The organism is Actinomadura parmotrematis, from assembly GCF_019458805.1.
Classification (GTDB): Bacteria; Actinomycetota; Actinomycetes; order Streptosporangiales; family Streptosporangiaceae; genus Spirillospora; species Spirillospora parmotrematis.
In genome coordinates this window covers 34,027-55,508 of sequence record NZ_JAIBOA010000037.1, presented here as the reverse complement: position 1 = coordinate 55,508, position 21,482 = coordinate 34,027, and the positions used below count along the sequence as shown (strand labels likewise).

The window sequence follows — 21,482 nt, the reverse complement described above, 5'->3', positions numbered from 1 at the left end:
CGCCCCCCCCCCCCCCCCCCCCCGCCCCCCCCCCCCCGCCCCCCCCCCCCCCCCCGGGGGGGGGGGGGGGCCCCCCGCGGGGGGCCCCCCCCCGCCGTTTCGCATGCCCCGCACCCTCCGAGACGGAAAAGGACGCCCATGCACGGACGTGATGGCAGGCTCCGGGCCGCCGTACCGCTGGCGGCAGCGCTCATCATCGCGGCCGCGGGATGCGGCGGCGGAAAAGACGGAAAGACCGGGAAGGCCACCGAGAGCCCCACCCCCCGGCCCGCCACGGCGTCGTCGGCCGCCCCGCCGCAGTCCCTCGGCTCGGTGCCCATGGCGGTGGAGGCCAGCGCGGCGCACCTGGACGTCCTGTCCCTGAACCGCGAGGCCGACCGGACCGTCACCGCGCACCTGCGGATCGTCAACGACGGCCAGGGCACCCTCGAACCGTCGACCATCCTCAACGAGCTCGGCACCCCGGCCGACCTCGACAACGACGGCGGCGACCCGCTCTCCCGCACCAACGTGCGGTCGTCGGCGAGCGGCATCGGCCTGCTCGACGCCAAGGGCGGCAACCTCTACCTGCCACTGCGCACCAAGGACTACGAGTGCGTGTGCACCGGCCTCGGCGGGACGAGCGTCCGGCCGGGCGCCTCCCTCGACGTGTACGCGGTGTACCCGGCGCTGCCCGCCGCCGTCCAGCGGGTCACGGTCACCGCCCCGCTCACCGTGCCGCTGCAGGACGTCCCGATCGCCGGCGCCCCGGCGGCTGCCGGGGCGGGACGGCCGACCGTCCCGCCGCAGGCGTCCCTGGCCCCGCCGCGCGTCCTGCCCGTCGTCAGCGTCAGCGAGGGCGCCGACGAGGGCGTGGACGACGGCCCCGGCGGGCGCGCGGTGCGGCTGTCGTCCGACGTACTGTTCGCCCTGAACAAGGCCGACCTGACGCCGCGCGCGACGGCGCTGCTCCAGAAGGTGGCCCAGCAGATCGACGCGTCCACCGGGACCACCGTCAAGGTCGACGGCTACACCGACTCCTCCGGCAACGACGCCATCAACAAGCCGCTGTCGGGGCGCCGCGCCAAGGCCGTCTCCACCTGGCTGAAGCAGCACGTGACCCGCCAGGGCATCACGTTCACGGCCGCAGGGCACGGCTCCGCCAGCCCAGTGGCGTCCAACGACACCGAGGAGGGGCGTCGACACAACCGGCGCACCACCGTCTCCTTCGCCCGCCCAGTGCCGCCCGCACCCCAGATCAGCGGCGCCCCCTACCGGCTCGCGCCGGGCGCCCCGCCCGTCCTCGGCAGCGGCGCCTTCACCCCGGCCGCCGCGTCCGGATTGAAGGCGGAGGTGAACAGCCTGCACCGGGACGCGACCGGCCTCGTCACGCTGGTCTTCACCCTCCGCAACACCGGCACCCGGGAGGTGTCGGTCAGTATCGCGCTGGAGCGGAACGAGCGCCTGCACGGTGGTTTCCAGGCGCGCCGCACCTACAGCGTCGGCGGGGTGATGCTCTACGACACCGCCGCCCGCGTCCGCTATGAGCCGCTGAAGACCTCCAACGGCGAGTGCCTCTGCACGTCCACCGCCGACTTCGACGCCCACTCGCGCCTCAACCCCGGCGACAGCGCGATCTACTCGGCCACCTACCTGCCCGCCGCGCAGACCTCGACGGTGGAGCTCCGGCTCCCCTGGCAGGACCAGAACGGCGCCACCGTCACCGGCCTCACCGTCAAGTGAGCTCCGGGTGCCGGACGGTGAGAACGACCTTGCCGACCTGCGCGTTCGACTCCAGGTACCGGTGCGCCTCGGCGGCGTCCGCCAGGTCGAACACCCGGTCCACGACCGGCCGGAACGCGCCCGACCGCACCCCCGAGGCGACGAACGCCGCGGCGCGGCGCAGCCGCTCGGGATCGGTGGTCGTCTCCAGGACGGTGTAGGTGCGCATGCTGAGGGCGGGCATGCCGAGGTCGAGGCCGGGATAGGGCGTCGGCTCGCCGCTCAGCCCGCCGACGATCAGGTGGGTGCCGCCGGGGGCGGCGGTCCGCGCGAGGTCGGTCACGCCGGGGCCGGCGACGGCGTCGAGGACGAACTCGGCGCCGCGCCCGCCGGTCGCGGCGCGCACCCGCGCCACGACGTCCTCCTCGCCGGTCACGACGACCTCGGCGGCGCCCTCCTTGAGCAGCGCGTCCCGCTTTGCGGCGGTGCGGGTGAGGGCGATCGCGGTCGCACCTACCCGCTCGGCGACGTGGATCGCGGCGAGGCCGACGCTGCTGGACGCCGCGTTCAGCACGACCGTGTCGCCGGGACGCATCCCGCCGACCTCCACCAGCGCGCCGTAAGCCGTCAGGTAGGGCATCCACACCGCCGCGCCCTCGACGGCGCCGACCCCGTCCGGCCGGTGCAGCAGCGCCGCCGCCGGCACGATCGCGCGCTCGGCGTAGACCGCGTGGTCGTTCTGCGAGAACGCGGGGACCGTGCTGACCGCCTGTCCCGGCGCGAACCCCTCGACGCCCTCCCCGACCGCCTCGACGACGCCCGCCGCCTCCGTCCCGAGCCGGCCGGGGAACCGCCGCACCGGCTCGATGTAGTGCCCGCTGCGGAACAGCACCTCGGCCCGGTTGACGCCGACCGCGTCCACCCGGATCCGCACCTCGCCGGGTCCCGGCTCCCCCACCGCGACGTCCTCGACCCGCAGCACCTCGGGACCGCCGTGCTCGTGGAACAGCACCGTCTTCGCCATCGTCTCGCCCTTCCGCGCAGAAGTGATGATCACACTCGACCACATAAGTACGACGATCGTCAAACTTCGATTCCTGTCGTACAATCGGGCCATGGCCGACGACCGCATCCCCCCGCACCCCGACCCGAGCGCGATCCCCTTCCAGCAGGTCCTGGAGGCCCTCGTCGACCCGGTGCGGCGCAGCATCGTCACGCAGCTCAGCGCGTCCCCCGACGACGTGCGCTGCGGCGGCTTCGACCTGCCGGTGAGCACCTCCACGGCCACCCACCACTTCAAGGTGCTGCGCGAGGCGGGCCTGATCAGGCAGTACTACGTCGGCACCTCCCGCATGAACACCCTGCGCCGCGACGAGGTCGACGCCGCCTTCCCCGGCCTCCTCAAGGCCGTCACCACCGCCGACAGCGCCTGATCAGCCCTCCCCCACCGCCCGCCGCCGATGCCGCACCGGCGCGATATCGACGTCCGCGGCCTCACCCCCCGCGTTCACGAACGCCCGCGCGTCACCCACCGCCTCCCGCAGCCGCCGCCGCTCCCGCCGCTCGTAAACCCTTGCCGCCTCGCGCACGCCCCGATCCCGCACGGCGAACCGCGCCCAGGAGTAGACCCGCACCTCCCGCCGCACCGCCTCCGGCCGCGGACGCCCGGCCCGGCTGTAACGCAGATCGTGCACGACGACAGCACGCCACAGGGGCACGTCGAAGAACTCCACCCGCGACCGAGCGGACGAAAGATGATGAGCGGTACGGGACATCAGCGAACCTCCCCTGCCAGTCCTAAGCCCGGAGCGCGGCGATGACCCGCTCGAACGCCGGCACGTCCGGCAGACTCTCGGGCGGCTCGCGCATGCTTCGCGCGATGCCCATCGCGGGCGCGTCCGGGCCGAGGCCCGCCGTGACCTCCGCGACGAAGTCGTCGACGATCCGCCGCCGCGAGCACCGCACGGCGCAGCCGCAGCGTCCGGACCAGCTCCAACCGGCCGACGGTGACCAGCCCCGCACTCGCGTCCATGGCCCCCAACCCTGCACCTGCCACCCGCTGGAACCTCAACCCTTTTCCCCGGAACGTCACGACGAGGGATCGGCGCCCTCAGCGCCCACCCGCCTGCGCCGCACTCCCGTGCACGTCAGAAGCTCGGCGGCGTCAGGCGACAGGAACAGGATGAACGTCCAGCCCCCATCGCTGCTCCGGATGCGCCCGAGCCGCACCGGGTCCTGGCCGAGACCTTCCAGCGTCGCCACGGCATGATCCAGCCCGAGCGTCTCGAGCCCCTGCGCCCGGGTTCGCCTCCTCCTCGACCTGTAGACCCTGGCGAGATCCTCAGCAGGGCCCGCCCCCTCCCAGACGACGAAGTCGCCGCCGGACCTGAGCGCGGCCCGAGCGGGTTCGCACGCCTCGTTCGCGCACCTCAAGACCGCGATGAGCGCGCCGCGCTCCCCGCCCGCGCCCGCCCCGGCCTCCGGAACGGCCCGCAGGACCGACCGCGCGGCGGCCCACACCTCCTCGAACTCCACCGCAGTGATCTCCGCCGTCCCCGAGGCGTCCTGCCAGCCCGCCAGGTCGCTTTCCGCGAGCACGCCGTACCGGCGCTCGTAGGCGGCCATCGCGCCCCGATCGGCGTGATCGCGGATCCACAGGACCTCACCCAGATCAGCGGCGGTCACCGGCTCACGGGCGGAGCCCCTCGACTCGACCTGCCGAACGAGCCGCAGATCCTCGCCGACCTCGAAGTACGACCAGGTGTCGGCGTCGGCCCGGTAAGCGCGGATCATGAGCGTCACGGCCCCATTGAACCGCCCCGCCGCCCCGCTCACCGCGTCGGCAGGATCTGGTCCAGCCACCCGCAGGCGGTGACGCCGCTGGCGTCGCGCTCAACGAGGTCGAAGCGGCCGCCCATGGGGATGATCCCGGCCATCAGCACCCTCGCCCGACCACTGACGCCGGCGAATCCCGGACGGCACGACCTTCGAGCGGCGACATCCACCCATGCTTCCCGACCGCTCGACTCTCGGCAGGAACCACGCCGCCCAGCACCCCGATGACCGGGCGGCTCGGTGACCCGGCGGTCATCGAATGTTGACGTGCGGCGTGTTGCCTGGTTGAAACGTTTCCATCGGGCAACACGCCGCACGTCAACGAGAAGCGGCCGGGTGGTCATAGCGGAAGGGTGAAGGACGGGTCTCGGCCAGGCCGGTCGATCAGCGAGTGATCCAGGCCAGTCGGCGTGCTGTTGGGCCGCTGGTCCACGATCGCCCTGCTGGGTCCGCGACTGCACTGCCGGGATGTGCGTTCTGCTCGTATCGCGCTCCGGTGTCCGGCGACCGATCGCGCGTGAGGAGCGGCTCTGCCCGGACAGCCGGCGGAGTTTCACGGAGCCGCCGAACGATTGAGCCCCGGGGACGGTTCGCACCGGGCGCGACGGAGAGAGGACCGCCGCCGGACGGCGCGTGGGAATGGTTCTTCATTGTTGATGAGCCGGTCCGAGAGCCAATTGAACTCATCAAGTGGCGAGGTGGGCGGGGCCGGCGAGTCGATCATTCGGGGAGCGCTGGTGGGCTGGTCTTCGTGCCTTCGCGGCTCGGGCAGGGCGCGGGCGACGCCCCTACGAAACGGCGGGGGCGGGGGGCCGATCAGGTGATCGGCCCCCCGCCCCCGGCGGGTGGTGCTGCGCCTTGGCGGCGGCGGGCAGGGTCAGCTGCAGCCGCTGGTGGAGCCGCAGCCCTCGCAGACGTAGCAGCTGCCGGCCGGGCGCATCTTCGTGCCGCACGTCATGCAGAGCGGCGCGTCGGCGGTGCGGCCCTGGCGGCTCTCGATGACCTCCATCGACGAGCCGGCCGGGGTGGACGGCGCCGCCGGGGCGGCCGGAGCCGACGCCGGGGCCGGGGCGGGCTCGGCCGGGGCCTCGGTGGTCGGGGCCGACTGGGCGAGCGTCTCGTGCTCGACCTCGGGCTCGGCGTGCAGGGACGCCGGGTCCTCGCCGTTGGCCTGCATCGCCCGCTCGGCGGCGGTGAGGATGCCGAGCTCGGCGCGCTCCTCGTAGGACATGTTGTCCAGCGCCAGGCGCCGGAAGATGTAGTCCATCACCGAGGTCGCCATGCGGATGTCGGGGTCGTCGGTCATGCCGGCGGGCTCGAACCGCATGTTGGTGAACTTCTCCACCCACGTCTCCAGCGGGACGCCGTACTGGAGGCTGATGGAGATGGCCATGGAGAAGGCGTCCATGACGCCCGCGAGGGTCGAGCCCTGCTTGCCGAGCTTGAGGAAGACCTCGCCGAGGCCGTCGTCGGGGTAGGACGAGGCGGTCATGTAGCCCTCGGCGCCCGCGACGGAGAAGCGGGTGACGGTGGCCGGGCGCTGCTTCGGCAGGCGCCGGCGGACGGGCCGGACCTCGGCGGGCGCGGCGGCGGCCGTCTCCGGCTTCGCCTCCTCCTTCTTGCCCGCGGCCGACAGCGGCTGGCCGACCTTGCAGTTGTCGCGGTAGATCGCCAGGGCCTTCAGGCCGAGCCGCCAGCCCTCGAAGTAGACCTTCTCGATGTCCTCGATCGCGGCCTGCTCGGGCATGTTGACGGTCTTGGAGATCGCGCCGGACAGGAACGGCTGCACCGCCGCCATCATCCGCACGTGCCCCATCGGGCTGATGGTGCGGTCGCCCATCGCGCAGTCGAACACCTCGTAGTGCTCGGGGCGGAGGCCCGGCGCGTCGACGACGTGGCCGTGCTCGGCGATGTACTCGACGATCGCCTCGACCTGCTCCTGCTGGTAGCCGAGCTTGGCCAGGGCGCGCGGCACCGTGTGGTTGACGATCTGCATGGAGCCGCCGCCGACGAGCTTCTTGAACTTCATCAGCGCGAGGTCGGGCTCGATGCCGGTGGTGTCGCAGTCCATCATCAGGCCGATGGTGCCGGTCGGGGCGAGCAGCGACGCCTGCGCGTTGCGGTAGCCGTTCTTCTCGCCGGTCTTCAGGCACTCCTGCCACTGCTTGGCCGCGGCGGCGAGGATGGACCTGTCCATCTCGTCGAGGGTGCGGACCTCGTCGTTGGCGGCGGCGTGCTTGCGCATGACGCGCTTGTGCGCCTCGGCGTTGCGGGCGTAGCCGGCGTAGGGGCCGACGACGCCGGCGAGCTCGGCGGAGCGGCGGTAGGCGACGCCGGTCATCAGCGAGGTGATGGCGGCGGCGAGGGAGCGGCCGCCCTCGGAGTCGTAGGCGTGGCCGGTCGCCATGAGGAGCGCGCCGAGGTTGGCGTAGCCGATGCCGAGCTGCCGGTAGTCGCGGGTGGTGCGGGCGATCGGCTCGGTCGGGAAGTCGGCGAAGGTGATGGAGATGTCCATCGCCGTGATGATCAGCTCGGTGAGCCGGACGAACCGCTCGGTGTCGAAGACGTCGCCCTCGCCGAGGAACTTCAGCAGGTTGATGCTGGCGAGGTTGCAGGAGGAGTTGTCCAGCGACATGTACTCCGAGCACGGGTTGGACGCGGTGATGCGGCCCGTCTCGGGGTTGGTGTGCCAGTCGTTGATGACGTCGTCGTACTGGATGCCGGGGTCGGCGCACTCCCAGGCGGCCTTGGCCATGAGCCGGAACAGGTCCTTGGCCCTGATGGTCTCGACGACCTCGCCGGTCATGCGGGCGCGCAGCGCGAACTCGCCGTCGGACTCGACGGCGCGCATGAACTCGTCGGACACCCGGACGCTGTTGTTGGCGTTCTGGTACTGGACGCTGCCGATGTCGCGGCCGCCGAGGTCCATGTCGAACCCGGCGTCGCGGAGCGCGCGGATCTTGTCCTCCTCGCGCGCCTTGGTCTCGATGAACTCGGCGATGTCGGGGTGGTCGACGTCCAGCACGACCATCTTGGCGGCGCGGCGGGTGGCGCCGCCCGACTTGATCGTTCCGGCGGACGCGTCGGCGCCGCGCATGAACGAGACGGGGCCGCTGGCGGTGCCGCCGGAGGACAGCAGCTCCTTGGAGGAGCGGATGCGGGACAGGTTCAGGCCGGCGCCGGAGCCGCCCTTGAAGATGATCCCCTCCTCCTTGTACCACTCCAGGATCGACTCCATCGTGTCGTCGACCGACAGGATGAAGCAGGCCGACACCTGCTGCGGCGACTTCGTCCCGACGTTGAACCAGACCGGCGAGTTGAAGCTGAACATCTGGTGGGCCAGCGCGTGGGTGAGCTCGTGCTCGAAGATCTCGGCGTCCTCGGGGCCGGCGAAGTAGCCGTGCTCCAGGCCGGTGTCGACGTAGCGGCGGACGACGCGGTCGATGAGCTGCTTCAGGCTCCACTCGCGGGCCGGCGTGCCGACGGCGCCGCGGAAGTACTTGGAGGTCACGATGTTGACCGCGTTCAGCGACCAGAAGTCGGGGAACTCCACCCCGCGCTGCTCGAAGTTCACCGAGCCGTCGCGCCAGTTCGTCATGACGACGTCACGACGCTCCCAGCGGATCTCGTCGTACGGATGCACGCCGGGCGTGGTGAAGATCCGCTCCATCTTCAGCCCCTTGCGGCCCCCCTTGCCGCGCCGGACCGCCGAGCTCGCCGTCTCCGTCATGGCCTACCCCCTCCGGGCCCTCCCGCCGGGCCCTGTCCAGGAACAACTGGTTCCGCCCCCGGCCCGTTACCGCGGCCGGGGGCGCTCTCGCGAAAGTCGAATGAACGCCTGTGCAGTTGGTGCGTCAGCGCGGTGGCGGCGCGGTCCCCGAGGGGCCGGCCGCGCGGCGCAGCACGTCGATCTCCCGGGCGAAGTCGTCCAGCGACTCGAAGCCCCGGTACACCGAGGCGAAGCGCAGGTAGGCGACCTCGTCGAGTTCGCCGAGCGGGCCGAGGATCGTGAGTCCCACCTCGTGCGAGGGGATCTCCGCGGCCCCCGTCGCCCGCAGGGCCTCCTCCACCCGCTGCCCCAGCTTGGCGAGCGCATCCTCGTCGACCGGGCGGCCCTGGCAGGCCCTGCGCACCCCGGCGATGATCTTGTCTCGGGAGAACGGCTCGGTGACCCCGCTGCGCTTGGCCACCATGAGGAGCACGTTCTCCTGGGTCGTGAACCGCTTGCCGCACTCCGGGCACGAGCGGCGCCGCCGGATCGCGGCCCCGTCGTCGGTGGAGCGGCTGTCGATGACCTTGGTGTCGGGGTTGCGGCAGAACGGGCAGTGCACCGCGCCCTCCCCTCCCTGACCGCACCGACGCCGGCTCCACAGGAACACAACCTGTGGTTAATCACATCGGTGTAACTACTAGATGTTGTGGTCAACCGTAGAACGCGGCCGGGGGCTTCGCAACCTGGATCACCGGCCCCGCGCGTAGACCCTGGTCACATCGGGCCTGCGCGCGGCCCGCCCGGCGTGTCGCGATCGGACGATCACGGGCGGTGATCGCCGTACCGCGCCCGTACCCGCCCCGACCTGCGCGGACACCCGGGATCCGGGGGGCGATCAGCGTGCGGGCACGCGCAGCCGCTGGCCGGGCTGGACGATGGACCCGGACAGGCCGTTGAGATCGCTGATGCGGCGGACGGTGCGGCGCGGATCGGCGTGCGGATCGGTCCGCAGCGCGATGTCCCAGAGGGTGTCGCCGGGCCCGACCACGACGGAGACCACCCTAGGGCCGCCGGGGGCCCGGTCGCTCGCCGGACGCGCGCCCGACCCGGCCCGCGCGCCGCGGCCCGCCGTCGCCCACAGGGCCGCGAGCAGCACCGCGGCCACGAATGTGACGAGCACCACCCGCCCGCGCCGGGTGAGTCGCAGGCCCTGCGGGGGCGCGGACGGCCGCCGCTCGCGCGGCGCCGGCGCCGGGGCCTCCGCCGGCTCCGGCGCGGCCTCCGGGACGCCCGTGCAGTCCTCTACAAGGCGTAGCCGCCGCGGCCCCTCCCCCGGACGCGCGCCGCCCGCGCGGACGCCGCCCGCCCCCGCGCGGCGCGCCGGACCGCAGCGTCCCGCCGCGCTGTACGCCACCGCGTGCCCCCGTCGAAGTGCGCCGCTCATCCCGGGTACCCCCTCGCGACCTGCCGACGATCCCGACCCTCGAATGGATTTTCGATCGAACGCCTGTACGATGTTCTACAACAGGACGCACCCCCGTGGCGAGCACCGTCTTCGAACAATTGTTTGATCATCCGGCCGGAACGCGATACCGTCTCATGACAAGGAGTGACGGTCCCCAGCGCCAGGAGGAGAGCGAGCGATGAGCAAGGTCCGGGAGTTGCCCGACGGTCCCAGCGACGAGACCGGCCTGACCCAGCGCCAGCGCATGGTGCTGGAGGTCATCCGCGACTCGGTGAACCGCCGCGGCTACCCGCCGTCGATGCGCGAGATCGGCGAGGCCGTCGGCCTGACCAGCACCTCCAGCGTCTCGCACCAGCTGCGCACGCTCCAGCGCAAGGGCTTCCTCCGCCGCGACCCGAACCGTCCCCGCGCCGTCGAGGTGCGCGTCCCGGGCGCCACCCCCGTCCGCACCGAGGACGAGCCGTTCGACGCCGTCACCGACCCCGCCGTCCGCCAGGCGCCCGCCTACGTGCCGCTCGTCGGCCGGATCGCCGCCGGCGGCCCGATCCTCGCCGAGGAGGCCGTCGAGGACGTCTTCACGCTGCCGAAGCAGCTCGTCGGCGAGGGCACCCACTTCCTGCTGAAGGTGAGCGGCGACTCGATGATCGAGGCCGCCATCGCCGACGGCGACTGGGTCGTGGTCCGCCAGCAGCCGGTCGCCGAGCAGGGCGACATCGTCGCCGCCATGATCGACGGCGAGGCCACCGTGAAGACCTTCAAGCGCAAGGACGGCCACATCTGGCTGATGCCGCAGAACGCCGCCTACGAGCCCATCCCGGGCGACGAGGCGTCGGTCCTCGGCCGCGTGGTCGCCGTCCTCCGCAAGATGTAGCCGGCGCCCGCCGCTCCTGACCGCCCCGCCACGACCCCGGCCGGCCCCCCGCCGCCCGGGGTCGCAGCCGTGCCCGCACGCCGCCCGCCGGGACGTGCCGCGGGCGCGGCGCCCCGGATCGGGCGCCGCACCCGCCGCCTCAGCGCTGCGGCACGATGTTCACGATCTTGGGGGCGCGCACGATGACCTTGGCGATGCCCGCGCCGCCGAGCGCCTCGGCCACCTTCGGCGAGGCCAGCGCCAGCCGCTCCAGCTCGGCCTCCCCGATGGACGGCGCCACCTCCAGCCGGTCGCGGACCTTGCCCGCCACCTGCACGACGCAGGTGACGGCCTCCTCGACCAGCAGCGCCGGGTCGGCGGCCGGCCAGCCCGCCCGGACGACCGGCGCCTCGTGCCCGAGCACCTCCCACGCCTCCTCGGCGGTGTAGGGCGCGAACAGCGACAGCATCAGCGCGATCGTCTCGGCGGCCTCGCGGACCGCCGGGTCGCCGGCGCCGGGACCGGAGTCGATGGCCTTGCGGGCCGCGTTGACCAGCGTCATGATCCGCGCGATGGCCACGTTGAAGCGGTTCGCCTCGATCATCGCGGTCGCCTCGTCGACGGCGCGGTGCGTGGCGCGGCGCAGCTCGGCGTCGCCGCCGGCCGGGTCGGTGCCGGGCGCGGACGTCACCTCGGCCGCGATGCGGTGCACGCGGGCCAGGAACTTGTACATGCCGGACGGCGACACGTCCGCCCAGTCGATGTCGTCCTCGGGCGGCCCGGAGAACAGCATCGCCAGCCGGACGACGTCGACGCCCGACTCCTCGATCTGCTCCCCGAGGTCCACCAGGTTGCCGGTGGACTTGGACATGCCCTTGCCGTTCAGGATCACCTGGCCCTGGTTGAGCAGCCGCGCGAAGGGCTCGGTGAAGTCCACCATGCCCATGTCGTACAGGACCTTGGTGAAGAACCGGCTGTACAGCAGGTGCAGGATGGCGTGCTCGACGCCGCCGGTGTACTGGTCGACCGGCATCCAGCGGCGGACCGCCTCGACGTCGAACGGGCCGTCCTCGTAGGTCGGCGAGCAGTACCGGAAGTAGTACCAGGACGAGTCGACGAAGGTGTCCATGGTGTCGGAGTCGCGCTTGGCGGCGCCCCCGCACTTGGGGCAGTCGACGTTGACCCAGTCCTCGGCCGCGGCGAGCGGCGAGGTGCCCTTGGGCGCCAGGTCGGCGCCGCGCAGGTTCTCCGGCAGCCGCACCGGCAGCTGCTCGTCGGGGACGGGGACCTCGCCGCAGGACGGGCAGTGCACGATCGGGATCGGGCAGCCCCAGAAGCGCTGCCGGGAGACCAGCCAGTCGCGCAGCCGGAAGTTGACGGCGGCCTTGCCGGTGCCGCGCTCCTCCAGCACCTGCGTGATCCGCTCGATCGCCTCGGCCTTGGCCAGCCCGTCGACCGGGCCGGAGTTGACCAGGGCGCCGTCGCCGGCGGTCGCGACGCCGGTCTCGGCCGGGTCGGGCTGCCCGGTCTCCACGACGACGCGGACCGGCAGGCCGAACTTCAGCGCGAAGTCCAGGTCGCGCTGGTCGTGCGCGGGCACCGCCATGATCGCGCCGTGCCCGTACTCGGCCAGCACGTAGTCCGACGCCCAGACCGGGATGCGGTCGCCGGTCACCGGGTTGACGGCGTAGCGGCCGAGGAAGACGCCGGTCTTCTCGCGCTCGCTGGACAGCCGCTCGATCTCGCTCTCGCGCGACACCTCGTCCCGGTAGGCCTCGAACGCGGCGCGCCGCTCGGGCGCGACGATCTCCTCGGCCAGCGCGGCGTCGGCGGCGACGACCATGAAGGTGGCGCCGAACAGCGTGTCGGGGCGCGTGGTGTAGACGGTGACGGGCTCGGCGCGGCCCTCGATGGCGAAGTGGACGTCGGCGCCGGTGGAGCGGCCGATCCAGTTGCGCTGCATCAGCAGCACCCGCTCGGGCCAGCCGCCCTCCAGCTGCGCCATGTCGTCCAGCAGCCGGTCCGCGTAGTCAGTGATCTTGAAGTACCACTGGGTCAGCACCCGCTTCTCCACCAGCGCGCCGCAGCGCTCGCAGTGCCCGCCGACGACCTGCTCGTTGGCCAGCACCGTCTGGTCGTTCGGGCACCAGTTGACCTGGCCGCCCTTGCGGTAGGCGAGGCCCCGCTCGTAGAAGCGCAGGAACAGCCACTGCGTCCACCGGTAGTACTCGGGGTCGGAGGTGTGCAGCCGCCGCGACCAGTCGAAGGACGGCGCGTAGCGGCGGAACGAGGCGGCCTGCGTCTCGATGTTGGCGTAGGTCCACTCCGACGGGTGCGAGTCGCGCTTGATCGCGGCGTTCTCGGCGGGCAGGCCGAAGGAGTCCCAGCCGATCGGGTGCAGCACGTTGCAGCCGCGCTGCAGGGCGAAGCGGGCGGGCACGTCGCCGATGGCGAACGCCTCGGCGTGGCCCATGTGCAGGTCGCCCGAGGGGTAGGGGAACATGTCCAGGGTGTAGCGGCGCTCGCGCGAGCCGTCGGCGTCGTCGGCCCGGAACGGCCGGAGCTGTTCCCAGCGGGCCTGCCACTTGTCCTGAACTGCCCGCGGGTCGTACTGCTCGTCGCTGCTCACGGTCACTGGCTCCGGTCCTTCACGAAAGGTCGAATGGGCTGCCGCTGACATAGAAGAACCCCTCGCGCAGGAGGGGTCACCGCGGTGGCGTCTCAGTCCGCCGCCGCGGTCAGCTAAGGAGCAGCCGGGCTCGCATACCAACAGACTATCGCAGCGGCAACCCTTCCCGCCGGGCCTCACGTCCCCGGCAGGAAGGGACGGCGGTCAGCGGCCGCCGTCCTGGCGGGCGAGGGCGAGCACGCCGGTCACCTGGACGCGGGTGAGGTCCAGGTCGGCGCCGACGGCGCCCAGGGTCTCCTCCTCGGAGACGGTGAGCGGGCCGTCGGCGAGGGCGACCTCGGCGGCGGCGCGCAGCACGTCCTCGCGGACCTGCGGGGCGAGGACGCCCGCGCCGCGGGCCATCTCGGCGCGCACCTGGTCGAAGGGGCGGGCCATGTCGGCGTCGAGGACGGTCCCGTCGTAGGCCGGGTCGCCGGCCCGGTGGACGGCGGCGACCGCGCGGTCGCGGGCCGGGCCGTGGGTGACGTCGCCCGACCGCAGCGCCTGGGCGACGGCGAGGCGCACCAGCGTGGCGGGCACGGTGGCGAGGTGCGCCGCCGTCGGGACGGTCAGGACGCCGGGCGTCCAGCGCCCGTGGCAGGTGCCGCACTCGACGATCTCGCCGCCGGTGCGGTTCAGCGGGATCACCGGGATGAAGAACAGCGTGAACCAGTTGCGGCCGCGCCGCAGCCGGTACTCCCGGTCGCCGCCGCACTGGGGGCAGTGGAAGACGCCCGTGCCGATCGTGCCGAGCAGGACGCGCAGGCCGAAGATGATGAGCACCCGTCACTCCTTGTCCGCGGGGGCCGACCAGCCTAGCCGCTCCGGGCCTTGGCAGCCGGCCGGACGGCGGTCGCCCTCCAGTTAAATAGGAAACTTTCCTATACGAAAGGAGGACCTCCCCCTCGCCGCCGCCGGGCCCGCCCTGGCGCACGGCCACACCACCGGCCCGCCGAGCCGCAGCGCGTACACCTTCACCTGGAAGCTGACGGCGATCCACGCGACGACGTCCTTCCGCTACTTCCTCACCAGGAGCGGCTGGAACCCCGCCCAGCACGGCCGCCACCTGCTGCCGGCGGTCTGGGACATCGCCGACACCGGCAACGCCTTCTACTCCTGCGCCGACGTCGACCTCGGCCGACCCTCCCCGCACCGCCCACCCCCCCGGCCGTCCCCGCCGGAGCACGCCCTCACCTGGGCTGGTCGGGGATGGCGCGGGCGGGTGCCATGTACCAGGATGTGCGGAACCGCTCATACACTCACCGGTAATAAACGCCTGGTGACAAGCGTCGACGCCGAACCCTGTGCGAGGAGAGCCATGCTGAACCTGTCCGTGCTCCTTGAGGACGCCGCCCGGGAGACCCCCGACCGGGACGCCGTGGTGTTCGGCGACATCAGGCTCTCCTACGCGACGCTGGACGCCGTCGCGAACCAGGTCGCGAACCTGCTGGTGTCGCGCGGCGTGAAGCCCGGCGACAAGGTCGCGCTCGCCTCCCCGAACCTGCCCTACTTCCCGATGGTGTACTTCGGCGCGCTGAAGGCCGGCGCCGTCGTCGTCCCGCTGAACGTGCTGCTGAAGCCGCGCGAGATCGCCTACCACCTCGACGACTCCGACGCCAAGGCGTTCTTCTGCTTCGAGGGCACCCCCGAGCTGCCCCTCGGCGAGAGCGGCCACGCCGGGTTCGGGCGGGCCGAGGGCTGCGAGCACTTCTTCCTGCTGCCCGCGAGCCTCGCCACCACCGAGTCGCCGATCGAGGGCGCCGAGCTGTTCTGGGCGGCGCTGGACGGGCAGCCGGCCACCTTCGACAGCGCGCTCACCGAGCCGACCGACACCGCCGTGATCATCTACACGAGCGGCACCACCGGCCAGCCCAAGGGCGCCGAGCTGTCGCACCTGAACCTGCTCACCAACGCGATGGTGGACGACACCCTGTTCGCCAAGACCGCGCACGACACCTCGCTGGTGACGCTGCCGCTGTTCCACATCTTCGGCCAGACCTGCGTGATGAACGTCGGGTTCTACCGGCACGGCACCCTCGTCCTGCAGCCGCGGTTCGACGCCAAGGAGGCGGTCCGGCTGATGGTGGACGAGAAGGTCAACATCTTCGCGGGCGTGCCCACCATGTACTGGGCGCTGCTCGCCGACGACACCGACCCCGCCGACGTCGAGGCGATCTCGCGGAACCTCAACGTGGCCGTCGCGGGCGGCGCGTCGCTGCCGCTGGAGGTGCTGAAGGGCGTCAAGGCCAAGTTCGGGGTGGACGTCCTGGAGGGCTACGGCCTGTCGGAGACCTCCCCGGTCGCCTCCTTCAACCGGCCCGACCGGCCGACCAAGCCCGGCTCCATCGGCCTGCCCGTCTGGGGCGTGGAGATGAAGCTGATCGAGGACGACTGGACGACGGTCGAGGGCGAGGGCCCCGGCGAGATCGCGATCCGCGGCCACAACATCATGAAGGGCTACTACAACCGGCCCGACGCGACCGAGGCGGCGATCCGCGACGGCTGGTTCCGCACCGGCGACGTCGCCCGCCGCGACGACGAGGGCTACTACTACATCATCGACCGCTCCAAGGACATGATCATCCGGGGCGGCTACAACGTGTACCCGCGCGAGCTGGAGGAGGTCCTCATGACCCACCCCGGCGTCTCGCTCGCGGCCGTGGTCGGCGTCCCGCACGACTCGCACGGCGAGGAGATCAAGGCGTACGTGATCCGCAAGCCGGGCGCGACGGTGACCGAGGACGAGCTGGTCGCCTGGGGCAAGGAGCAGTTCGCCAGCTACAAGTACCCGCGCCTGGTGGAGTTCCGCGACGAGCTCCCGATGACGGCCACCGGCAAGATCCTCAAGCGCGAGCTCCGCTAGCCGCGCCGCGCGGCCCCCGCCCCGGGCGGGCGGGGGCCGCGGCCGGCGTCAGGACAGGCGGTAGGGCATGCGCTTGATGCCGTTGATGAAGTTGGACTCCAGCCGCTCCGGCTCGCCCGCGCGGATGCCGGGGTAGCGGGTGAACAGCTCGCGCAGCATCACGGTGATCTCGCGGCGGGCCAGGTGGGCGCCGAGGCAGAAGTGCGGGCCGGGGCCGCCGAACCCGACGTGCGGGTTGGTCTCGCGCAGGATGTCGAACTTCGCGGGGTCGGTGAAGACCGTCTCGTCGCGGTTGGCCGACCAGTAGTACAGGAGGAGCTTGTCGCCCTCCTTGATCTCGTGGTCGTTCAGCGTGGTGTCGCGGGTCGCGGTGCGGCGCATCCAGATGACCGGCGACACGTAGCGGACGATCTCCTCGACGGCGCCGGCGATCCGGCCGTCGAAGTCGGCGAGCAGCGCCTCGCGCTGGTCGGTGTGCACGGTGAACAGGTGCAGCGCGTGCGCGATGGCGTTGCGGGTCGTCTCGTTGCCGGCCACGACGAGCAGGATGAAGAACGAGCCGAGCTCCTGGTCGGTCAGCGACTCGCCGTCGATGTTGGCGTTGACGAGCGCGGAGACCAGGTCGTCGGTCGGCTCCTCGCGGCGGCGGCGGCCGAGGTCCTGGACCAGGTCCTGGAGGGACTGCCCGGCCGTGATCAGGGCGGTCGCCCACTGCTCGGGGTCGTCGGAGGGGACGAACTCGGGGTCGTTGCCCGCCAGGATGACGTTGGTGGCGTCCAGCACGGTGCCGTAGTGCTCGGCGCCGATGCCCATCATGTCGCAGATGATCTTCAAGGGGAGGCGGGCGGCGATCTCGGCGACGACGTCGCCGGTGCCCGGCCCGCCGGCGAGGCCGGCGGCGAGCTCGCCGGCGACGGCCTGCACCTTGTCCTCGAAGCGCTGGATCATGCGGGGCGAGAAGGCCCGCGAGACGATGCGGCGGATCTTGGCGTGCCGCGGGTCGTCCATGCTGATCATCGAGCCGAAGTACTCGTGCATGTCGCCGGGCACGTCGGTGATGCTGATGGCGCCGCGGCCCGAGCAGAAGTCCTGCGGGCGGCGGGACGCCTCGACGACGTCGGCGTGCCGGGTGAGCGCGTAGTAGCCCGGGCCGGGCTCGACGAACAGCACCTCCGGCTCGGGGTAGAGCGGCAGGTCCGGCTGCTCCCGCAGTGTCCTGAACGCGTCGTGGCGGACGTCGTGGGGCTCCTTCCAGAACCCCCAGTCGGTCAGGTTGATGTCCTCGGCCTTGAGCATCGGCTGCCACCGTCTCTGAATCGAATCCGGTTCGGTTTACATCACCGCTCTCAAGGTAAAGGAAGATCAGTCCTTGAGCCAGTCCAGCACGCGCGCGTTCACCGCGTCCGGCCGTTCGAGCTGGAGGAAGTGCCCCGCCCCCTCGACGATCTCGGCGCGCGAGCCCGCCGGGAGCTGGGCGAGCACCGCGTCCGGGTCGGCCGCCGCGACGCCGAGGCAGCCGTCGTCCGCGCCGTGCAGGTAGAGGACGGGCCGCTCGCCGGTGCGCTCCCCGGCGGCCTGCTCGGCCGCGTAGCGCGCGACGAGCCGGGACGGGTCGAGCATGGTGCGGTAGTAGCCGATCGCGGCGGCGAGGTTCTCGGGCATGGACAGGCACGCCATCACGTGGTCGACGTCCTCGGCCGCGTCGTAGCCGGGCGACCAGTCGGCCCAGAGCCGCTCGACGAACGCGCGGTTCACCGCGAGCTCGGCGAGCGGGGTCTGGAACAGGAAGATGTAGAACGAGCGGCGCAGCTGCTCGTAGTCGAAGAAGGCGCCCATCATGGCCGCGATCGGCGGCACCGCGAGCGTGACGGCCTTCCGCCAGCGCCCGGGCGCGTGGGCGGCCGCGCCGTAGACGGCGAAGGCGCCCCAGTCGTGCCCGACCAGCACCGCGTCGGGGCCGCCGCCGAACGCCTCGTGCAGCGCGTTGGCGTCGGCGGCGAGGGCGCCGCTCTGGTAGGCGCCGTCGGCGGGGACGGCGGTCGGCGCGTAGCCGCGCATGAAGGGGGCGACGGCGCGGTACCCGGCCGCCGCGAGCTCGGGCAGCAGGTGGCGCCAGGTGTGCGCGGAGTCGGGGAAGCCGTGCAGGCAGAGGGCGAGCGGCCCGTCCTCCGGTCCCGCCGCCAGGTAGCCGAACTCCAGCCCGTTCGCCGTCACCGAGCCCCGCCGGATGTCGTTCACGAGCGCCTCCTCGCGCACCGGTGCCACGTTCCGGCGGCGACCCTATCCGGCGGTTTCCGGCCGTTCCGGTGAGGCTTCTCACCGGTACTTCGGAAACCGCCGTATCTAGCCATATTTACACCGAATTCCGCAGTGAACTACCATCGGGACGACTGGATCACTCGCACTTAGAGGAAGCGTGATGACGGAGCAGACAGCCGACCTACAGTCCGCCGCCCGCGACCACCTGTGGATGCACTTCACCCGGCACTCGACGCACCGGGACGGCGCCGAGATCCCGATGATCGTCCGCGGCGAGGGTCCGTACGTCTACGACGCCGGCGGCAAGCGCTACCTCGACGGCCTCGCCGGCCTGTTCACCGTCCAGGCCGGGCACGGCCGCGAGGAGCTCGCGCAGGCCGCCGCCAAGCAGGCCGCCGAGCTGGCCTTCTTCCCGCTCTGGTCCTACGCCCACCCCAAGGCGGCCGAGCTCGCCGAGCGGCTCGCCGCGCTCGCCCCCGGCGGCCTGGACCGGGTGTTCTTCACCTCCGGCGGCGGCGAGGCCGTGGAGAGCGCCTGGAAGCTCGCCAAGCAGTACTTCAAGCTCGTCGGCAAGCCCACCAAGCACAAGGTGATCAGCCGCGCCGTCGCCTACCACGGCACCCCGCACGGCGCGCTGTCGATCACCGGGCTGCCCGGCCTGAAGGCGCCGTTCGAGCCGCTCGTGCCGAGCGGCTTCCGGGTGCCCAACACCAACCTGTACCGCGCCACCGCGCACGCCGACGACCCCGAGGCGTTCGGCCGCTGGGCCGCCGACCGCATCGACGAGGCCATCGAGTTCGAGGGCCCCGACACCGTCGCCGCCGTCTTCCTGGAGCCGGTGCAGAACGCCGGCGGCTGCTTCCCGCCGCCGCCCGGCTACTTCCAGCGGGTCCGCGAGATCTGCGACAAGCACGACGTGCTGCTGGTCTCCGACGAGGTCATCTGCGCGTTCGGGCGGCTCGGCACCATGTTCGGGGCGCAGAAGTTCGACTACCGGCCCGACATCATCACCTTCGCCAAGGGCGTCACGTCCGGCTACTCCCCGCTCGGCGGCATGCTCGTCACCGACCGGCTGTTCGAGCCGTTCAAGTCCGGCGACACGATGTTCGCGCACGGCTACACCTTCGGCGGCCACCCGGTGTCGTCGGCGGTCGCGCTCGCCAACCTCGACCTGTTCGAGCGCGAGGACCTGCTCGGCCACGTCCAGCGCAACGAGAGCACCTTCCGCGCCACCCTGGAGAAGCTGCGCGACCTGCCGATCGTCGGCGACGTGCGCGGCGACGGGTTCTTCTACGGCATCGAGCTGGTGAAGGACCAGGCCACCAAGGAGACCTTCAGCGGCGACGAGGCCGAGCGGCTGCTCCGCGGCTTCCTCGACAAGGCCCTCTACGACAACGGCCTGTACTGCCGCGCCGACGACCGCGGCGACCCCGTCGTCCAGCTCGCCCCGCCGCTGATCTGCGACGCCTCCCACTTCGAGGAGATCGAGCAGATCCTGCGCGCGGTGCTGACCGAGGCGTGGGCCAAGCTCTGACCCCGCCCCGGCCTCCCCGGCCCCGGCGCTAGCCGCCGCGGACGAGGTCGGCGGCCTTCTCGCCGACCATGATGGCGGGCGCGTTGGTGTGACCCCGGATGATCTCGGGGAGCACCGACGCGTCCGCCACCCGCAGCCCCTCCACCCCGCGCACCCGCAGCTCGGGGTCCACCACCGCGTCGTCGCCGGTGCCCATCCGGCAGGTGCCGGTCGGGTGGTAGAGCGTCTCGGCGTGCGCGCGGACGTAGGCGGCGAGCGCCGCGTCGTCCACGACGCCCGGGTAGGGCGCGAGCGGCGCGCCCGCGTAGCGCCGCAGCGGCTCCCCCGCGATCAGCTCCTCGGCGAGCCGCAGGCCGTGCAGCAGCCGCGGCAGGTCGGTCCCGCCGGTCAGGTAGCCGGGGTCGATGACGGGCGCGCCCGCCGGGTCGTCCGGCGCCAGCGTGATCCGCCCCGCCGACTCGGGGCGCAGCAGCACCACCCCGACGGTGATGCCGTGCTCCTCGGGCGGCGTGAGGCCGTGCGCGACGAACGGCACCGGCGCGAAGATCAGCTCCAGGTCGGGGGCGGGCTGCTCCGGCCCGCTCCGGGTGAACACCACCGCCTCCCCCACGTTGGAGGTGAACGGGCCGCGCCGCCGCAGCAGGTAGCGGGCGATGTTGGCGGGGGTGTCGGCGCCGCTCAGCGTCACCGGCAGCGGGCAGGCGCGCGTCACCCCGACCGTCAGGTGGTCGCGCAGGTGGCGGCCGACGGCCGGGCTCTCCACGAGCGGCGCGACGCCCGCCTCCCGCAGGTGGCCGGGGTCGCCGACGCCCGACAGCATCAGCAGGTGCGGCGAGCCGATCGCGCCCGCCGACAGGATCACCTCGCGGCGCGCCCCGACGGTCCGGCCGCCGAACTCCACGCCCCGCGCGCGGCCGTCCTCGATCACGACGCGGGACGCGTGCGCGCCCGTCAGCACCGTCAGGTTGGTGCGCTTGCGCGCCGGGCGCAGGTAGGCGTCGGCGGTGCTCCAGCGCCGGCCGCGCCGCTGGCTGACGGGCGTCTGCGCGTACCCCTCGTTGGACGGGCCGTTCAGCTCGGGCAGCCGCTTCAGCCCGGCGGCGGCGCAGGCCGCCAGGAACGCCGCCGTCGTCTCGTTCGGACTGCGCTGCTCCGACACCGTGACCGGGCCGGCCGTCCCGTAGACGGCGCCCGCGTTGCTGCCGACGCGGCCCTCCAGCCGCCTGAAGTAGGGCAGCACCTCGTCGTAGGACCAGCCGGGCACGTCCCAGCCGTCGTAGTCGGCGCGGTGCCCGCGCACCCACATCATCGCGTTGATCGACGAGCAGCCGCCGAGCGTCTTCCCGCGCGGCCAGTACAGCTCGCGGCCGTCCAGCTCGGGCTGCTTGGCGGTGGTGAAGTCCCAGTCGAAGGTGGTCTTGAACAGCTTGGGGAACGCCGCCGGGATGTGGATCTCCTGCTTGGCGTCGGGGCCGCCCGCCTCCAGCAGCGCCACCTGCACGGAGGTGTCCTCCGACAGGCGGGCGGCGAGGGCGGCGCCGGCCGAGCCGGCGCCGACGACGACGTAGTCGAACTCCATGGGCGCTCCCGCGGGG

The 21,482-nt window shown here is 72.6% G+C and carries 17 protein-coding genes and 1 pseudogene; 6 read left to right on the top strand and 12 right to left on the bottom strand.

All coding sequences use genetic code 11. From position 1 onward, the window contains the following. The first annotated feature begins 318 nt into the window (after positions 1–318). Positions 319–1,722, top strand: coding sequence for an OmpA family protein (locus K1Y72_RS35165; protein ID WP_220170866.1), 1,404 nt, complete (start codon positions 319–321; stop codon positions 1,720–1,722). On the opposite strand, the gene K1Y72_RS35160 is transcribed toward K1Y72_RS35165, so the two are convergent. Then, on the bottom strand, positions 1,715–2,725 hold the full coding sequence (locus K1Y72_RS35160; RefSeq protein ID WP_220170865.1) for a zinc-dependent alcohol dehydrogenase family protein: 1,011 nt from the start codon (positions 2,723–2,725) through the stop codon (positions 1,715–1,717). The genes K1Y72_RS35165 and K1Y72_RS35160 overlap by 8 nt on opposite strands. A 91-nt stretch (positions 2,726–2,816) precedes the next feature. Between K1Y72_RS35160 and K1Y72_RS35155 the strand changes: the two genes are divergently transcribed. Then, entirely contained in the window at positions 2,817–3,134 is a 318-nt protein-coding gene (locus K1Y72_RS35155) for an ArsR/SmtB family transcription factor (RefSeq protein WP_220170864.1), read from the top strand. Here the strand turns inward: K1Y72_RS35155 and K1Y72_RS35150 are convergent, their stop codons facing one another. From K1Y72_RS35150 to K1Y72_RS35125, 6 genes are all read right to left on the bottom strand, one after another. Beyond that, complete coding sequence (locus K1Y72_RS35150) at positions 3,135–3,434, bottom strand: hypothetical protein (RefSeq protein WP_220170863.1); 300 nt, start codon at positions 3,432–3,434, stop codon at positions 3,135–3,137. 64 nt (positions 3,435–3,498) lie between these two features. Continuing rightward, a complete protein-coding gene (locus K1Y72_RS35145) occupies positions 3,499–3,666 on the bottom strand; it encodes a hypothetical protein (protein ID WP_220170862.1) in 168 nt (55 codons plus the stop codon). Positions 3,667–3,789: 123 nt separating this feature from the next. Continuing rightward, the gene (locus tag K1Y72_RS35140; protein ID WP_220170861.1) at positions 3,790–4,503 is read right to left on the bottom strand and encodes a hypothetical protein; all 714 of its coding nucleotides are present in this window, start codon (positions 4,501–4,503) and stop codon (positions 3,790–3,792) included. A 910-nt stretch (positions 4,504–5,413) separates the two neighbouring features. Further along, on the bottom strand, positions 5,414–8,266 hold the full coding sequence (locus K1Y72_RS35135) for a vitamin B12-dependent ribonucleotide reductase (protein ID WP_220170860.1): 2,853 nt from the start codon (positions 8,264–8,266) through the stop codon (positions 5,414–5,416). Between the two features lie 124 nt (positions 8,267–8,390). After that, on the bottom strand, positions 8,391–8,867 hold the full coding sequence (gene nrdR, locus K1Y72_RS35130) for a transcriptional regulator NrdR (protein WP_220170859.1): 477 nt from the start codon (positions 8,865–8,867) through the stop codon (positions 8,391–8,393). Between the two features lie 276 nt (positions 8,868–9,143). After that, the gene (locus K1Y72_RS35125) at positions 9,144–9,662 is read right to left on the bottom strand and encodes a LysM peptidoglycan-binding domain-containing protein (protein ID WP_220170858.1); all 519 of its coding nucleotides are present in this window, start codon (positions 9,660–9,662) and stop codon (positions 9,144–9,146) included. A gap of 229 nt (positions 9,663–9,891) precedes the next feature. Between K1Y72_RS35125 and lexA the strand changes: the two genes are divergently transcribed. Continuing rightward, entirely contained in the window at positions 9,892–10,584 is a 693-nt protein-coding gene (lexA, locus tag K1Y72_RS35120; protein ID WP_220170857.1) for a transcriptional repressor LexA, read from the top strand. Positions 10,585–10,723: 139 nt separating this feature from the next. Here lexA and leuS read toward each other — a convergent pair whose 3' ends face one another. Further along, the gene (gene leuS / locus K1Y72_RS35115) at positions 10,724–13,198 is read right to left on the bottom strand and encodes a leucine--tRNA ligase (RefSeq protein WP_308287383.1); all 2,475 of its coding nucleotides are present in this window, start codon (positions 13,196–13,198) and stop codon (positions 10,724–10,726) included. A gap of 198 nt (positions 13,199–13,396) precedes the next feature. Then, entirely contained in the window at positions 13,397–14,014 is a 618-nt protein-coding gene (locus tag K1Y72_RS35110) for a zinc ribbon domain-containing protein (protein WP_220170855.1), read from the bottom strand. A gap of 85 nt (positions 14,015–14,099) precedes the next feature. On the opposite strand from K1Y72_RS35110, the pseudogene K1Y72_RS37690 reads away from it, so the two are divergent. Both K1Y72_RS37690 and K1Y72_RS35100 read left to right on the top strand, forming a co-directional pair. Continuing rightward, positions 14,100–14,273: pseudogene (locus K1Y72_RS37690) on the top strand (hypothetical protein); the annotation flags it as partial. A gap of 276 nt (positions 14,274–14,549) precedes the next feature. After that, entirely contained in the window at positions 14,550–16,094 is a 1,545-nt protein-coding gene (locus K1Y72_RS35100) for a long-chain-fatty-acid--CoA ligase (RefSeq protein ID WP_220170854.1), read from the top strand. A gap of 48 nt (positions 16,095–16,142) precedes the next feature. On the opposite strand, the gene K1Y72_RS35095 is transcribed toward K1Y72_RS35100, so the two are convergent. Beyond that, positions 16,143–17,390 carry a cytochrome P450 gene (locus tag K1Y72_RS35095; RefSeq protein WP_220170853.1) on the bottom strand — a complete coding sequence of 416 codons (1,248 nt, stop codon included), beginning with the start codon at positions 17,388–17,390 and terminating at the stop codon, positions 16,143–16,145. A gap of 66 nt (positions 17,391–17,456) precedes the next feature. Continuing rightward, positions 17,457–18,359, bottom strand: a complete 903-nt coding sequence (locus K1Y72_RS35090) for an alpha/beta fold hydrolase (protein WP_308287382.1) — start codon at positions 18,357–18,359, stop codon at positions 17,457–17,459. A gap of 154 nt (positions 18,360–18,513) precedes the next feature. Between K1Y72_RS35090 and K1Y72_RS35085 the strand changes: the two genes are divergently transcribed. Continuing rightward, complete coding sequence (locus K1Y72_RS35085) at positions 18,514–19,887, top strand: aspartate aminotransferase family protein (protein ID WP_220170852.1); 1,374 nt, start codon at positions 18,514–18,516, stop codon at positions 19,885–19,887. A gap of 28 nt (positions 19,888–19,915) precedes the next feature. Here K1Y72_RS35085 and K1Y72_RS35080 read toward each other — a convergent pair whose 3' ends face one another. Continuing rightward, complete coding sequence (locus K1Y72_RS35080; protein ID WP_220170851.1) at positions 19,916–21,466, bottom strand: GMC family oxidoreductase; 1,551 nt, start codon at positions 21,464–21,466, stop codon at positions 19,916–19,918. Between the last annotated feature and the right edge of the window lie 16 nt (positions 21,467–21,482).

What these genes read in the sequence shown, in the direction of transcription:
- lexA (WP_220170857.1), top strand. Translation starts at nt 9,892, where the DNA reads ATGAGCAAGGTCCGGGAGTTGCCCGACGGTCCCAGCGACGAGACCGGC.
- K1Y72_RS35155 (WP_220170864.1), top strand. Translation starts at nt 2,817, where the DNA reads ATGGCCGACGACCGCATCCCCCCGCACCCCGACCCGAGCGCGATCCCC.
- K1Y72_RS35080 (WP_220170851.1), bottom strand. Translation starts at nt 21,466, where the DNA reads ATGGAGTTCGACTACGTCGTCGTCGGCGCCGGCTCGGCCGGCGCCGCC.
- K1Y72_RS35135 (WP_220170860.1), bottom strand. Translation starts at nt 8,266, where the DNA reads ATGACGGAGACGGCGAGCTCGGCGGTCCGGCGCGGCAAGGGGGGCCGC.
- K1Y72_RS35085 (WP_220170852.1), top strand. Translation starts at nt 18,514, where the DNA reads ATGACGGAGCAGACAGCCGACCTACAGTCCGCCGCCCGCGACCACCTG.
- K1Y72_RS35165 (WP_220170866.1), top strand. Translation starts at nt 319, where the DNA reads ATGGCGGTGGAGGCCAGCGCGGCGCACCTGGACGTCCTGTCCCTGAAC.
- K1Y72_RS35100 (WP_220170854.1), top strand. Translation starts at nt 14,550, where the DNA reads ATGCTGAACCTGTCCGTGCTCCTTGAGGACGCCGCCCGGGAGACCCCC.
- K1Y72_RS35095 (WP_220170853.1), bottom strand. Translation starts at nt 17,390, where the DNA reads ATGCTCAAGGCCGAGGACATCAACCTGACCGACTGGGGGTTCTGGAAG.
- K1Y72_RS35160 (WP_220170865.1), bottom strand. Translation starts at nt 2,725, where the DNA reads ATGGCGAAGACGGTGCTGTTCCACGAGCACGGCGGTCCCGAGGTGCTG.